Source organism: Streptomyces bottropensis ATCC 25435 (genome assembly GCF_000383595.1).
Classification (GTDB): domain Bacteria; phylum Actinomycetota; class Actinomycetes; order Streptomycetales; family Streptomycetaceae; genus Streptomyces; species Streptomyces bottropensis.
Genome location: NZ_KB911581.1, coordinates 5415148 through 5428683 on the forward strand (window position 1 = coordinate 5415148; position 13536 = coordinate 5428683).

Below are 13536 nucleotides of genomic sequence, written 5' to 3' on the forward strand. Positions count from 1 at the left end.
CCGACCTTGCGCCATGTCGCGGCTCGTGCCGCCTGTTCGGCGAAGAACCGCGCAGGTTGGCAGGCGAGAAGGCAGGCCGGTTCCGATACCGCTATCGCTATCGCTGCATGCAGATGACATAGTGAATCGCGGATGCGGAGCCGTCCGCGACATGGGTGGGTCGGTAGGCTGCCTCGGTCCACGGTCGGCCACCTGACCCCCAAAACACCACCACGGACTCCGTGCAGCCGGACGCTTAGCCACGGCGATGCCCGCACGGCTGACCAGCGTGACGGCCTCAGCTGCATCGCGGCAGCAGCTGCTCCCCATCAGCCCAGGACGGGCCCCGGGTCGCCTCACGCGCCCGCATTCGTGACGGCGGGGGTACAGCGGCCCGCCAGAACTCCGGCCCGGCAGACGGCCGCTCAGCGCCACGGAGCCCCCTCCCCTCCGGCCTGGTTGTTGACGTAGTAGGTGCTGTTGGCCGCGGCCGCGCTGTCGGCACCGGCGAACAGCCCCGCAACCAGGGCGGCGGCCGCTCCGACGGCTGGGAGCTGGCGTGGTCTCAGGAAATCGCGCATGTGGTGGTTCCTTCGAGCTCGTCATTGAGGGACGGAACAGGTGAGATACGGACGACCGTCCCGGTCTGCACCGACAATCGGATCGGCCCGGGCGGATGGTGGATCGCTTGCGCTTCTTCGGTGCTGTACGCGGCCGGGTGGACGGTGCTCGGTCCGGACCACGGCGGCACGACCGTCAGTTCACGTTCGTGCCCTCCGGTCAGCTCGAGCCGGTCTGCCTCGCCGGGGCGCCGGGTGAAGGAAACCCGGTGACCCCCGCGAGTTCGCAGTTCGGTGAAGCTGACCGGGAGATCAAGGGGCCAGTTCGGCAGGATGCGGATCACGCCGTCGTGGCTCTGCAGCAGGCACTCGGAGATCACGGCGCCGGCCGCGAAGTTCTCGGTCCACACCCCCATGCGCGCCATGAAGTCGAAGGGTGTCGCGTCGTCGTACCGGCCGCCAGCGCACTGGACCCGTGCTGTCGCCGTGCCGTTGGGGATCGTGCAGTACCGGACGTGGCGCAGCCACCGCTCGAGGTCGAGCTGACCGAGCCGTGCCTCCTGCATGGCGACGAACACGAGGTCGTTGCCTCCCTCGGTGCGCTGGCGGCGGACCGTACGGCGGGCGATGTCGACCTGGTCGGCCGGTGACGAGAGCGAGACGGCTTCGCACGGGAAGACCGCCATCGCCGCGGCCGGGACGTTGTAGACGACGTCCGGGTCCTCGCCTGCGACGCTCACCCACACGGTGCCCTCGTCGGTCTCTGTCGTCGGCAGCGGGACAAGCTGGGACACCGCGGCGCGGGCGCGTTCCACGAGGTCTTCGGGCAGAGCGTCCCGTCCGGCGGTACGCAGCGCCTCGTCCGCGTCCACCAGTGCCTGGAAGGCGAAGGTGAAGAACACGATGTCGACGTGTCCGTCGACGTTGAGGCGCAGCCCGTCGGACAGGCCGTACACCTCCGGGACGACCGTGGGGTAGACGTGCAACCGTCCGTCGTCGCGGGCCAGGCGCTCGGTGCCCGCGTCGAGATAGTCGAGCAGGAACTGGGCGACGTCGACCAGGAAGGGTGCGATGCGGTCCGCCAGCAGGTCGACGTCACCGGTGTAGAGGTAGTGCCACCACAGGGTCTGCACCGCCCAGGCCGGGATGAACGCCTCCCACGCCCACTTCGGGCACAGGTAGGGCGCGAGCGTGGTCTCCAGCGGCCAGCCGATCAGTGAGAAGGCCGCACCAGGCATGCCGTAGTACTGCTCTGCGGTACGCCGGGCCTGTGGCAGCAGCGAGTCCAGCAGATCCAGGTAGGGGTGGTGGAGGTCCTCGTGGCCGGTGACGAACAGGCCCCAGTACAGCTGTTGCACGTTGTAGTTGAAGTGGTAGTCGCCGTGGAAGCCGGAGCCGATGTCCCGGTAGGTCCACGGGCCGAACAGGCCGGGCGCGACACCGCCGTCCCGCAGCGCACAGCGCGTCCAGTACAGGTTGCGGTACCACAGCGCCTCGAGTTCGTGGCCACCGACGTCGATCGCCGAGCGGGCCCAGAAGTCGCGCCATGAGGCCGTCGTCGCCGACCTGGCCGTGTCCTGGTCACCCATCTCGACGGCGACCGGGGCGGCCGACAGCGCCGACAGTTCGTCTTGGGTCAGATCGATCCGCAGGTTGAGTTCGCGGGTCGGTGCGACATGCGTGGCGAGGGGGTCGAGAGCGACGCGTCGCCCCTTGAAACCGGCGACGGTTCCGGCCGTGAGTTCGGTGTCGGAGGTGAGCCCGAGCCGGAATGCCGGAGTGTCGGGCAGAGCCTCGCCGGTGACGGGCAGGCCCTGCACGAAGGCGAGGTGATGGGACGACTGCTCGTGGGTGAGGTGTTCGTTCGGCGTGAACGCCGACTTCGGGCGCGTGTAGGCGTTGCCCGCTTCGATGGGGTCGGCGGGCCCGTCCGCGCCGTCGTAACCGAGCGGGTCGGGGAGTACGCGCAGGCCCCGTACCGGCAGCGTCGCGGTACCGTGCGCCGACCAGCGCACCCACGCGGTGTCGGAATCCGCCGCGACGAAGATCTCGACCGTGGACGGAGCGCCGTCGATGGTGAGCTGCACGCTGCAGATCCCGGTGGCGATGTCGACGTGATAGCCGAGGACCTCGCAGCGCCGGGTGTCGAGGCTGAGCAGGACCGAGCCGCACGGAAACGGCTTGGGGTACGGCGCCCCGTAGCCCTCCTCGGTGTCGGCGAGGTACCGGGCGAACTCCTCGTCCTCGTCCGGGCGTCCGTGCCGGGCTGCCTCCTCGGCGGCGGTGAGCACCTTGGCGAACGTCCCCAACCGGTCCGGGTCGACGACCTGGGCCCGCTTGTCCCAGACGGCGTTGTGGCCGAGGTGGATCACGATGGCGTCCGGCCGCGGCACGACGACCGCCCCGAACTCCCCGTTGCCCAGCAGGGCGCCCTCGAAGAAATCGCCGGCGGCCGGCGTGCGGACGATGGGGTGGCGGCGGCTCACATCGAGGCCGTCGACCGCTTGTGACAGTGGCGCGTACAGGGGGTTGGTGGTCATTTGAACACTCCGCCGAGCGCGATGCCCTTGGTGACGTTCTTGTGGAAGACGAGGTACAGCAGGATGATCGGGATGGACGCCAGCGAGAGCCCGGCGAACAGCGCCCCCTGGTCGGTCGTGTACTGGCCCTGGAACGAGAGCAGACCGACCGGCACGGTCTGCGACTCACCGGACTGCAGCAGCACCACGCCGAGTTGTGTCTCGCCCCAGACGAACACGAGCGTGAGCATCGCCACCGCCGTCACCGCTCCCTTGGCGAGCGGGAGGACGATGCGGACGTACGTGCGCCAGGCCCCTGTGCCGTCGAGTGCGGCTGCCTCCAGCAGCTCGACCGGGAAGTCGACGAAGAACGAGTGCATGATCAGCACGGTGGTCGGCAGGGCCAGGGCGCCGTACGCGATGCCGATGACCACCGGCATGTTGAGCACGCCGAACGCGTTGAACGCCTGGTAGTAGGGAACGACCATCAGCACGATCGGCAGAACGGTCGACGACACGAACAGCCGGGTGAACCAGATGCGGCTGCGGTCGGACAGGTGCGTCGCGAAGTACGCCGCCGTCACTCCGGCCCCGAGGTTGAAGACGAGCGCGGTGACGGCCGCGATCAGACTGTTGCCGAAGTAGTTGGTCAGTCCGGCCGTCCCGGCCGAACCCTGCCAGGCCCGCGCGTAGTTGCCGGGCAGGATCTTTCCGGTGATACCGAGGCCGTTCAGGTAGATGTCCGCGTTGGACCTGACGCTGAGCAGCAGGATCAGCACGAACGGCACGACGGCGAGCAGCGTCCAGAGCACGAGGGCGGCCCGTGCGGTGCCTCGACCGAGCAGATTACGCATCACGCCTCCTTCGAGCGGCTGGCCCGTACGCCGACGAGGCCGACCGCGATGAGTACGACTGCCGAGAGCACGGCCAGTGCCGACGCCGGGCCGAACTGCCCCTTCAGCAGCGCCTCCCGGTAGATCCGCACCGGCAGGATCGAGGTCGCCGTGCCCGGACCGCCCTGCGTCATCGCCCACACGGTCGTGAATCCGTTGAACGCCCACATGAACTCGAGCAGGGCCGTCATGACGAACACCGGCCGGATCATCGGGAGAGTCATGCTGAAGAACTGTCGTGCCGTCGAGGCGCCGTCGATGCGCGCGGCCTCATAGATGGAGACGGGGACCTGTTCCATCGCCCCGAGCAGCAGCAGGAACGCGAAGCCGACGCCCGCCCACACGGTCACGAACACCACCGGCCAGACGGCCGTGGAGGCGTCACCCAGCCACGCGTGCGCGTTGCCGAGTCCGATGTGGCCGAGGACCTGGTTGACGCCGCCCGAGTGCGGCTGGAAACTCGCCGTCCAGAAGATCGACACGGCGGCCGCGGGCGCGACACCGGGCAGGAACCAGATGACCCGGTAGAAGCGCCCGCCCTTCACGCCGTGGCTGACCGCCGCGGCGAGAAGGCTGCTGATGACGATCGTCGCCACCGCCGACGCGGCGGCGTACACGAGAGTGACGCCCAGCGACTGGTAGGTGTCCGAACTCTTGAGAACAGTGCGGTAGTTGTCCAGCCCCACGGAGTGCATGGGACCGAAGCCGACCCAGTCCGTGGTACTGATGCGTACCGTCTGGACGATCGCGCCGAGGACGAAGACGGCGAGCAGGACAAGCGCGGGCACCAGTGCCAGGCGGGTCACCAACGGTGAGGTGGTGGCCCTCGACCGGCGACCCGACCCCCTCCCGCCCGCGCCGGGACGCCTCGCGGATCGCGATCGCGCCCGGCTGGGCACGACGCCCGTGGACTTCGCGGCGTCGCCGGCGGCGGCCCCCGGGTCCGACGCCGTGATCACGGAATGCGTGCTCATACACCTCTCCTCGAACTGGGATACGGCTCGTTCACGGTCGGCTCAGCTCGCGGACTTGCGGAAGCTCAGCAGTTCGTCCTGCTGCTGCTGTGCCAGCGCGGACGGCGAAAGGCTGCCGGAGTACATCGCCTGGATCTTCGGGTCGATGAAGGTCTGCGCAAGCGCGTTCGGCACCACCGACGTCCAGCCGGCCGCACTGCCGTTCTTGGCGATGTCAGCCAGGATGCTGCGGGAATTCGCGTCCAACTTCGTGAAGGCCGAGGCGGGCAGGTCCTTAACCCCGGGGAGCAGATTGGCGGTGCCGACCACGCCCTCCGACTGCGCCTTCTCGGACATGACGAACTCGAGGAACTTCTTCGCCCACGCCTTGTGCTGCGCCCTCACCGGGATGCCCAGGGCGTCGCCGTAGTAGCCGGTCTGCGTGGTCTTCGTCCCGGCGTTGACCGGCGGCAGGAGCAGCCAGTCGGGCTTCACCGAGGTCTTCGCGGGCACGAAGTCGGCCGCCGTGAAGTTGCCGCCGAGGAACATTCCCGCCTTGCCCGCGAGGAACGGCGTCTCGGCGTCCTGGTACTTCTGACCGAGGAACCCGTCCTGGTAGACGCCCGACTTGCGGTAGTTCTTAAGCGTCGAGAGCACCTTGGTGAAGGCCGGGTCGGTGTACTTCGCGGTGACGGCGGTCTTGCTGTTGTAGGACGCCAGGTAGTTCTCGAGCTGCGCCGGCGACGCCGAGGTCGGCAGCAGGGCGTCGACCATCCAGCTGGCCTGATAGCCGGAGGCGCCGCCGAGCTGCAGCGGTGCGTACCCGGCCGACTTCAGCTTCTTGGCCGCGGCGATGAGGTCTTCCGGCGTCGCGAACCGGTGATCGGTCGGCACGGTCACGCCGGCTTTGGCGAAGGCTGCCGGGTTGTACCAGACGACGTTGTAGATGGCCTGGGAGAAGGCGACGACGTACGGCTTGCCGCCGACCTTCAGCGACCCGGAGACGCCGCTGCCGTAGCGCTTGGCGAGGTCACCGGAACTCCACACGTCACTGAGATCGGTCAGCCCGCCACGGCTGGTCAGAGCGGTGTAGGGCGACGAGCCGACCGGGACGAAGCCGACGTCGGGCGCGTTGGCCGAGCCCAGCACAGTGAGGTTCGAGCCGGCCTTCTGCTCCTGGCTGATCGTCTGCAGTTTGACCGTCACGTTCGGGTGCGCCTTGTGGAAGGCCTTGGCGAAGTAGCCGAACAAGGTCTCCTGCCCGGTCTGCTGCTGAACGGTCAGAGTGACCGGCGCCGAGCCCGTGGTGTCGCTCCCCTCACTCCCCGACGACGAACACGCCGCGGCAGAGGAGGTGAGAACGGCGACCGCGGACAGCGCCGTCAGGGCGCGAGGCAGCGGGTTTCGGCGTGCTTCATTGAAACGTCTCATGGTCGGGAAACCCCTCGATAGGGCGCGATTCGGATTCGCGAAGCCGGGTAAAACATCGGATCTACTCAGTCCCTGCGGCTAAGGCGTGAAACGTTACAACCGCGTTCCAGCAACGAGCAATGGCCGAAACAAGGTTGTTTTCTCCACCGTCAGGCCGAAAGCTTCCCCCAGCGATACGACTAGACATCCGATGCCTTGCCGGGGGCGACCTCAGGCGTGCAACCGTCTCACCACCGAGGGTCCTCCTCGGCTGCCTGTGGAGCGTGGCGTGACGTTACGAGCGCATTGCCACACTTGGCAAGAGTCTCATCCGATGTATGCGCAGGATCGTGACCGACGGCACGAACACCGAGATGGATCACCAGGATAAAACGCCCATCTGATCACTTTAGGGACCCGTCCTCGACCATAGACATCGGAGGACTGACTGCGCCAACGGGCCGGCGGTCGTACTGTCAGGCACCGCCGCAGAAAAATCATCCGAAGTATCGAGGGACGGGCCGCAAGGGACCGCGTCGAAGGCCGGCGCGCGCTCCCCGCCCGGTGACCTTCCCGGCCCCGTCCACACATCTGGGCGAGGGCGTCCGAAGCACGGGCCCAGGTCACTGTTTCTCGCCGACGGGGTCAACCGGCGTGGCCGGCACACGGCCGCACAGGAGGCTCCCCACGTGTGCTTCCGCCGGTGGCCTCAGGTACCCGGCTCAGCCGGACCCATCTGGCAGCGGGGTCGGTCCCGGCGATGCGGTGGCGGCTGCCGGCCCTGGCACTGTCCGTCAGGCTCACCGATCACGAAAGGCTCAGCGTGTCCTCAACAAGCGTCTCCCGGATCACCGGTCTCGACACGTACGACATACGGTTCCCCACGTCCCGGGAGCTGGACGGGTCGGATGCGATGAACACCGACCCCGACTACTCGGCCGCCTATCTCGTACTGCGGACGGACAGCGAAGACGGCCTGGAGGGCCACGGCTTCGCCTTCACCATCGGTCGTGGCAACGACGTGCAGGTCGCGGCGCTCGACGTCTTGCGAGCCCACGTCGTGGGCCGGTCCGTAGAGGATCTGTGCGATGACCCAGGCAGCCTCGCGCGCGACCTCACCGGCGACAGTCAACTGCGCTGGCTCGGTCCCGAAAAAGGTGTGATGCACATGGCCGTCGGCGCCGTCATCAACGCCGTATGGGACCTGGCCGCCAAGCGGGCCGACAAGCCCCTGTGGAAGTTCCTCGCCGACGCCGACCCCGAATGGCTCGCCGACCAGATCGACTACCGGTACATCACCGACGCACTCACCCGCCAGGAAGCAGTAACGATCCTGCAACGCGGCCGGGAAGGCCGTACCGCACGGGAAAGCGACCTCCTCGCCCACGGCTATCCCGCCTGTACCACCTCGCCCGGCTGGCTCGGCTACACCGACGAGAAGCTGACCCGCCTGGCACAGCGCGCGGTGGCCGACGGCTTCCGGCAGATCAAGCTCAAGGTCGGGGCCGATCTCGACGACGACATCCGGCGCTTCCGGGCTGCCCGTACCGCAGTCGGCCCGGCATCCGCATCGCCATGGACGCCAACCAGCGCTGGAACGTCGACGAAGCCATCACCTGGACCACCGCGCTGGCCGATTTTGACCCCTACCCTTGTCCAGCAAAGGCAGCAACTGTGTGACGTCGTTGCGGTTTCCGCCGGTCAGCGAGACTGCGAGCGGGATGCCCTGTCTGTCGGTGAGGACGTGGTGCTTGCTGCCCGGCCGTGCACGGTCGACCGGGCTGGGCCCGCTTTTGGGCCGCGCCGAGCTGCCCGGACGTGGGAGGAGTCGATCACCGCCCGCGACCAGTCCAGCTTCTTCGCGGCCCGCAGTTTCCTCAGCAGCACCAGGTGCAGTTCGTCCCACACGCCGGCCTCGTTCCACGCGGCCAGGCGCCGCCAGCACGTCATCCCCGACCCGAAAGCCCAGCTCCTGCGGCAGGTACTCCCACTGGATACCGGTGTGCAGCACGAACAGGATCCCGCACAACACCTGCCGGTCCGGCACCCGAGGCCTGCCCTCCACCAGCTTCGGACCAGGCTCGGGCAGCAACGGTTCGATGAGCGACCACAGTTCATCCGACACGATCCATGGCCGCGACTGTCGTTTCCCCACGAACGGGGCGAGGGGCGAGGTCGCCGGACGGGCAGCTGCCGATCCGGTGCGGACAATGCGCGGATCGTGCCCTGAGGGGTGGATGTGAGGGTCAGCCGGGGCCCGAGGGATGCGGAGGTGGAGCGACCGCACGGTTGTGAGCCGAACGGACGCACTGGATGGTGCAATCATTCCTCCGATGTATCTTGGGACTTCGAGGCCGCTACGACGGCGTTGCCGACGTTGACAAGGGTTCGCCGCCAGAGATTTGCGGGACGCCACGCCGTAGGGCGCCGAGGCGCCGTCCCGACCTCGGGACTCCGTACTGAGGCCCCGTACGACCTGCGGAGTTTCGGCCTTCGCGCGTGACGGGCGATGCGCTGCGGCAGCTCACATGGAGCCGCCGGTGCCGGCGAGGGCGGGAGCTGGGGTGGGCTCACTCCGAAGTCATCGGATGGCGGTTCGCGAGTCGACCTCGTGGCCATTCGTGCCGTGGTCCGTCTGCATGTGTGAGCGCTTGACTGGCATCGCCGACGAAATACATCCGAGGAATCCATTGTCAGGCGCGATCCCTGCATCTAAGGTCACTGTGCGCCATACATCCGATGACTGTGCTGCGGATGAGCGAAGCCCGCCGACAGGTCCGGCCCGGGCGCACCAGCGGCGGCCCAGCCCTACGGCCGACACCACTCAGACGAAGCCCGCATGGCAAGGGAGCCCCCAGTGAAACTGCTTCGAGTCGGCGCCCCCGGTGAGGAGCGTCCCGCGGTCCGTACCGACGACGGCCGGCTGCTGGACCTGTCCTCTGTGGCCCCTGACATCGACGGCGACTTCCTCGCCTCCGGGGGAGTGGACCGGGCCCGCGCGGCGGTCGAGGCGGGAGAGCTGCCCGTGCTCGACCCGGACGGTCTGCGCATCGGCGCGCCCGTCGCGCGTCCCGGCAAGATCATCTGCGTCGGGTTGAACTACCGCGACCACGCCGCCGAGACCGGCGCGGCGATCCCGCCCCGCCCCGTGGTCTTCATGAAGGACCCGGGCACGGTCGTCGGTCCGTACGACGAGGTGCTGATCCCGCGCGGCTCGGTGAAGACCGACTGGGAGGTCGAGCTGGCGGTCGTCATCGGACGGCGGGCCCGCTATCTGGAGGGCCCCGAGGAGGCGGCCGGGGTGATCGCGGGGTATGCGATCAGCCATGACGTCTCGGAGCGGGAGTTCCAGCTGGAGTACTCCTCGCAGTGGGACCTGGGCAAGTCCTGCGAGACGTTCAACCCGCTCGGGCCGTGGCTGGTGACCGCCGACGAGGTCGGCGATCCGCAGGACCTCGGCTTGCGCCTGAGCGTCAACGGCGTCAAGCGGCAGAACGGCCACACCGGCGAGATGATCTTCGGGGTCGACCACATCGTCTCGTACTTGAGCCAGTACTTGGTTCTGGAGCCCGGTGACGTGATCAACACCGGTACACCCGCGGGCGTGGCTCTGGGGCTTCCCGGCACTCCCTTCCTGCGCCCCGGCGACACCGTCGAGCTTTCCGTCGACGGCCTCGGCAGCCAGCGCCAGACCTTCGCCCAAGCGTGAAAGGCAGCACCCCCTTGACTACCACCTCCGCCCGGATCACCGCGGTCGACACCTACGACGTCCGCTTCCCCACCTCACGGGAGCTGGACGGGTCGGACGCGATGAACCCGGACCCCGACTACTCCGCTGCCTACGTCGTACTGCGCACCGACGCCGGCGACGGCCACGAAGGCCACGGCTTCACCTTCACCATCGGCCGCGGCAACGATGTCCAGGTCGCCGCGATCGACGCTCTGCGACCCCATGTCGTGAGCCGCTCGGTTCAGGAGCTGTGCGCCGACCCGGGCTCGCTGAGCCGCGACCTGATCGGCGACAGTCAGCTGCGCTGGCTCGGCCCCGAGAAGGGCGTGATGCACATGGCCATCGGTGCCGTCGTCAACGCCGTCTGGGATCTCGCCTCCAAGCGCGCCGGGCAGCCCCTGTGGCGGCTGCTCGCCCACGCGGAGCCCGAGTGGCTGGTCTCCCAGGTCGACTTCCGCTACATCACAGACGCCCTCACCCCCGAGGACGCCCTCACCCTTCTGCGCGACGGCCGGACCGGGCTCGCGCAGCGCGAGGCCGTCCTGCTGGAGCGCGGCTACCCCGGCTACACCACGTCACCGGGCTGGCTCGGCTACTCCGACGAAAAGCTCACCCGGCTGGCCAAGCAGGCCGTCGCCGACGGCTTCACCCAGATCAAGCTCAAGGTCGGCGCCGACCTGGACGACGACATCCGGCGTCTGCGCACCGCCCGCGCCGCTGTCGGCGACGGGGTACGCATCGCCATCGACGCCAACCAGCGCTGGAACGTGGACGAGGCTATCGAGTGGACCAATGCGCTCGCCGAGTTCGACCCGTACTGGATCGAGGAGCCCACCAGCCCCGACGACATCCTCGGCCACGCCTCCGTACGGCGGGCGGTGGCCCCCGTGAAGGTCGCCACCGGCGAGCACGTGCAGAACCGCATCGTCTTCAAGCAGCTCCTCCAGGCCGGCGCCATCGACGTGCTCCAGATCGACGCGGCCCGAGTCGGCGGGGTCAACGAGAACCTCGCGATCCTGCTCCTCGCCGCGAAGTTCGGGGTGCCGGTGTGCCCGCACGCCGGCGGTGTGGGTCTGTGCGAGCTGGTGCAGCACCTGTCGATGTTCGACTACCTGGCGCTGTCCGGAACAACGGACGACCGGGTCATCGAGTTCGTCGACCACCTCCACGAGCACTTCACCGCTCCCGTGGTGATGCGCGACGGCCACTACACCGCGCCGCTCATTCCCGGTTTCTCCGCCACCATGCGGGAGAAATCCATCGCCGAGTACCGCTACCCGGACGGCGCGTTCTGGGTGGCCGACCGCGCTGCTCAGAAGGAGGCGGCATGATCGGTCTGTCCGGGCTCAGGGCCGTCGTCACCGGCGGAGCGTCCGGTATCGGGCTCGCCACGGCCCGCGCACTGGCGGCCCAGGGCGCGTCGGTGGCCGTGCTCGACCTAGACCCGGGCGGTGTCAGTGAACCGCTGCTCGGCCTCCAGGCCGACGTCACCGACGACGTCTCCGTGCGCGCAGCCGTGGAACAGGCCGCCGAACGGCTCGGCGGTCTGGACATCCTCGTGAACAACGCGGGCATCGGCGCGGTGGGCACCATCGAGGACAACCCGGACGAGCAGTGGCACCGGGTCCTGGACGTCAACGTCCTCGGCATCGTCCGCACTACGCGCGCCGCCCTGCCCCACCTGCGCCGCTCCGCGCACGCGGCGGTCGTCAACACGTGCTCGATAGGCGCCACCGCGGGACTGCCGCAGCGCGCCCTGTACTGCGCCAGCAAGGGCGCGGTCCGCTCACTGACTCTCGCCATGGCCGCCGACCACGTCCGCGAGGGCATCCGCGTCAACTGCGTCAACCCCGGAACCGCCGACACCCCCTGGGTCGGCCGGCTCCTCGACGCAGCCGACGACCCCGAGGGCGAGCGGGCCGCACTCAACGCCCGTCAGCCCATGGGCCGCCTGGTCACCGCCGACGAGGTGGCGGCCGCGATCGTCTACCTGGCGAGTCCGGCCGCGGCGTCCGTCACCGGCACCTCGCTCGCGGTGGACGGCGGTATGCAGGGATTGCGGCTGCGCCCGGTGGACCGGCCGTGAGGACCACCACGCTGGGCGGCAGCGCCGTACCGGTCTCGGAACTGGCGCTGGGCTGTGCCGCCCTCGGCAACCTTCTCCATCCGGTCACGGATGAGGCCGCCCATGCCGCGGTGGAGGCGGCCTGGGACGTCGGTGTCCGCACCTTCGACACCGCGCCCCACTACGGTCTCGGTCTGTCGGAGCGGCGGCTCGGCGCCGCGCTGCGCGACCGTCCCCGTGACACCTACACCCTGTCCACCAAGGTCGGACGGCTCCTCGTGCCGGGCCGGGAGGAAGGCGCCGGCGACGACCTCGCCAACGGCTTCGCCGTCCCGGCCACCCACCGCCGCGTCTGGGACTTCAGCGCCGACGGAGTGCTGCGCTCCCTGGAGGCCAGCCTGGAACGTCTCGGCCTCGACCGCGTCGACGTGGCCCTGCTGCACGACCCGGACGGACACGCCGACCAGGCGTTGCGCGAGGCGTACCCGGCGCTGGAGCGGCTGCGCGCCGAAGGCGTGATCGGAGCGATCGGCGTCGGCATGAACCAGTCCGCCCTGCCCGCCCGGTTCCTGCGTGAGACAGACATCGACATGGTGCTGCTGGCCGGCCGCTACACCCTCCTGGAACAGGACTCGCTCACCGAACTGCTCCCGGAGGCAGCCGCTCGAGGCCGGAGTGTCGTCATCGGCGGGGTGTTCAACTCAGGGTTGCTGACGGCCCCCCGGCCAGGCGCCACGTACGACTACGCCCCCGCTCCGCAGCCGGTCCTCGACCGGGCGCTACGACTCCTCGCGGTCTGCGAACGCCATGACGTGCCACTGCGTGCCGCCGCGCTGCGCTTCCCGTTCGGCCATTCCTCGGTCGCGAGCGTCCTGACCGGGGCGCGCTCCTCCCACGAGGTGCGTGACACGGTGGAGCAGCTGCGGCGCCCGATTCCGGCCGCCCTGTGGGACGAGCTGCGCGCCGAGGGCCTGCTGGCCCCGGACACTCCTGTCCCCGCAGCCGCGCCGACCGGGGAAGCCATGCCGTCGGAGGAGCCGTCATGAAGGTCGCCCTGCACACCAAGGTCCGCGCCGACCGCATCGAGGAGTACGAGGCCGCGCACCGGCAGGTGCCCGAGCAACTGACCGTCGTCATCCGCGCCGCGGGCGTGGGGGAGTGGACGACCGGTGCGGCCGTGCGGCTACGACCTGCCCGTCATCGCACGGCCGGCCACGCCCCAGGGTCTGACAACGTGTCCGATCACGGCCTGTGCGGCGACCGGCGGGGGAGCCGCGGTCGCGACGGCCTTCGGGCGGTTGCCGCACGAGCTGTCCTGCTCGGACAGCCGCAGCCCTCGCTCTTGGTGTCGCCGTGGCGTCATGGATCGGCCAGGCGTGGGGAGCCTGTCGTGACCCGGACCGGATAACCGGCCATACCCCCATCAG

The 13536-nt window shown here is 69.2% G+C and carries 10 protein-coding genes and 2 pseudogenes; 6 read left to right on the top strand and 6 right to left on the bottom strand.

Annotated elements, in window-relative coordinates:
• Positions 1–404: 404 nt before the first annotated feature.
• The 5 genes from STRBO_RS43855 to STRBO_RS0124085 are packed head-to-tail and all read right to left on the bottom strand — an operon-like array spanning position 405 to position 6335.
• Entirely contained in the window at positions 405–560 is a 156-nt protein-coding gene (locus tag STRBO_RS43855; protein ID WP_005476711.1) for a hypothetical protein, read from the bottom strand.
• Positions 545–3079: a glycosyl hydrolase family 95 catalytic domain-containing protein gene (locus STRBO_RS0124070; protein WP_005476713.1), complete on the bottom strand. Its 2535-nt coding sequence runs from the start codon at positions 3077–3079 to the stop codon at positions 545–547. Before STRBO_RS0124070 ends, STRBO_RS43855 begins: the two co-directional genes overlap by 16 nt.
• The gene (locus STRBO_RS0124075; RefSeq protein WP_020114916.1) at positions 3076–3912 is read right to left on the bottom strand and encodes a carbohydrate ABC transporter permease; all 837 of its coding nucleotides are present in this window, start codon (positions 3910–3912) and stop codon (positions 3076–3078) included. Before STRBO_RS0124075 ends, STRBO_RS0124070 begins: the two co-directional genes overlap by 4 nt.
• Entirely contained in the window at positions 3912–4925 is a 1014-nt protein-coding gene (locus STRBO_RS0124080; RefSeq protein ID WP_231884873.1) for a carbohydrate ABC transporter permease, read from the bottom strand. The genes STRBO_RS0124075 and STRBO_RS0124080 overlap by 1 nt, the downstream gene beginning before the upstream one ends.
• Positions 4926–4967: 42 nt before the next feature.
• On the bottom strand, positions 4968–6335 hold the full coding sequence (locus STRBO_RS0124085; protein WP_005476718.1) for an ABC transporter substrate-binding protein: 1368 nt from the start codon (positions 6333–6335) through the stop codon (positions 4968–4970).
• Between the two features lie 892 nt (positions 6336–7227).
• On the opposite strand from STRBO_RS0124085, the pseudogene STRBO_RS42035 reads away from it, so the two are divergent.
• Positions 7228–7964: pseudogene (locus STRBO_RS42035) on the top strand (enolase C-terminal domain-like protein); the annotation flags it as partial.
• A gap of 4 nt (positions 7965–7968) precedes the next feature.
• Here the strand turns inward: STRBO_RS42035 and STRBO_RS42040 are convergent.
• A pseudogene (locus STRBO_RS42040) lies at positions 7969–8469 on the bottom strand (IS5 family transposase); the annotation flags it as partial.
• A gap of 702 nt (positions 8470–9171) precedes the next feature.
• On the opposite strand from STRBO_RS42040, the gene STRBO_RS0124095 reads away from it, so the two are divergent.
• The 5 genes from STRBO_RS0124095 to STRBO_RS0124115 are packed head-to-tail and all read left to right on the top strand — an operon-like array spanning position 9172 to position 13517.
• Positions 9172–10023 (top strand): fumarylacetoacetate hydrolase family protein, encoded by an 852-nt coding sequence (locus tag STRBO_RS0124095; RefSeq protein ID WP_005476723.1) that lies wholly within the window; start codon positions 9172–9174, stop codon positions 10021–10023.
• 14 nt (positions 10024–10037) lie between these two features.
• Positions 10038–11375 (top strand): L-fuconate dehydratase, encoded by a 1338-nt coding sequence (locus tag STRBO_RS0124100; RefSeq protein ID WP_005476725.1) that lies wholly within the window; start codon positions 10038–10040, stop codon positions 11373–11375.
• A complete protein-coding gene (locus STRBO_RS0124105) occupies positions 11372–12130 on the top strand; it encodes an SDR family NAD(P)-dependent oxidoreductase (protein ID WP_005476727.1) in 759 nt (252 codons plus the stop codon). The genes STRBO_RS0124100 and STRBO_RS0124105 overlap by 4 nt, the downstream gene beginning before the upstream one ends.
• Positions 12127–13155, top strand: a complete 1029-nt coding sequence (locus tag STRBO_RS0124110) for an aldo/keto reductase (protein WP_005476729.1) — start codon at positions 12127–12129, stop codon at positions 13153–13155. Before STRBO_RS0124105 ends, STRBO_RS0124110 begins: the two co-directional genes overlap by 4 nt.
• Positions 13152–13517, top strand: a complete 366-nt coding sequence (locus STRBO_RS0124115) for an L-rhamnose mutarotase (protein WP_005476731.1) — start codon at positions 13152–13154, stop codon at positions 13515–13517. Before STRBO_RS0124110 ends, STRBO_RS0124115 begins: the two co-directional genes overlap by 4 nt.
• The last annotated feature ends 19 nt before the right edge of the window (positions 13518–13536 follow it).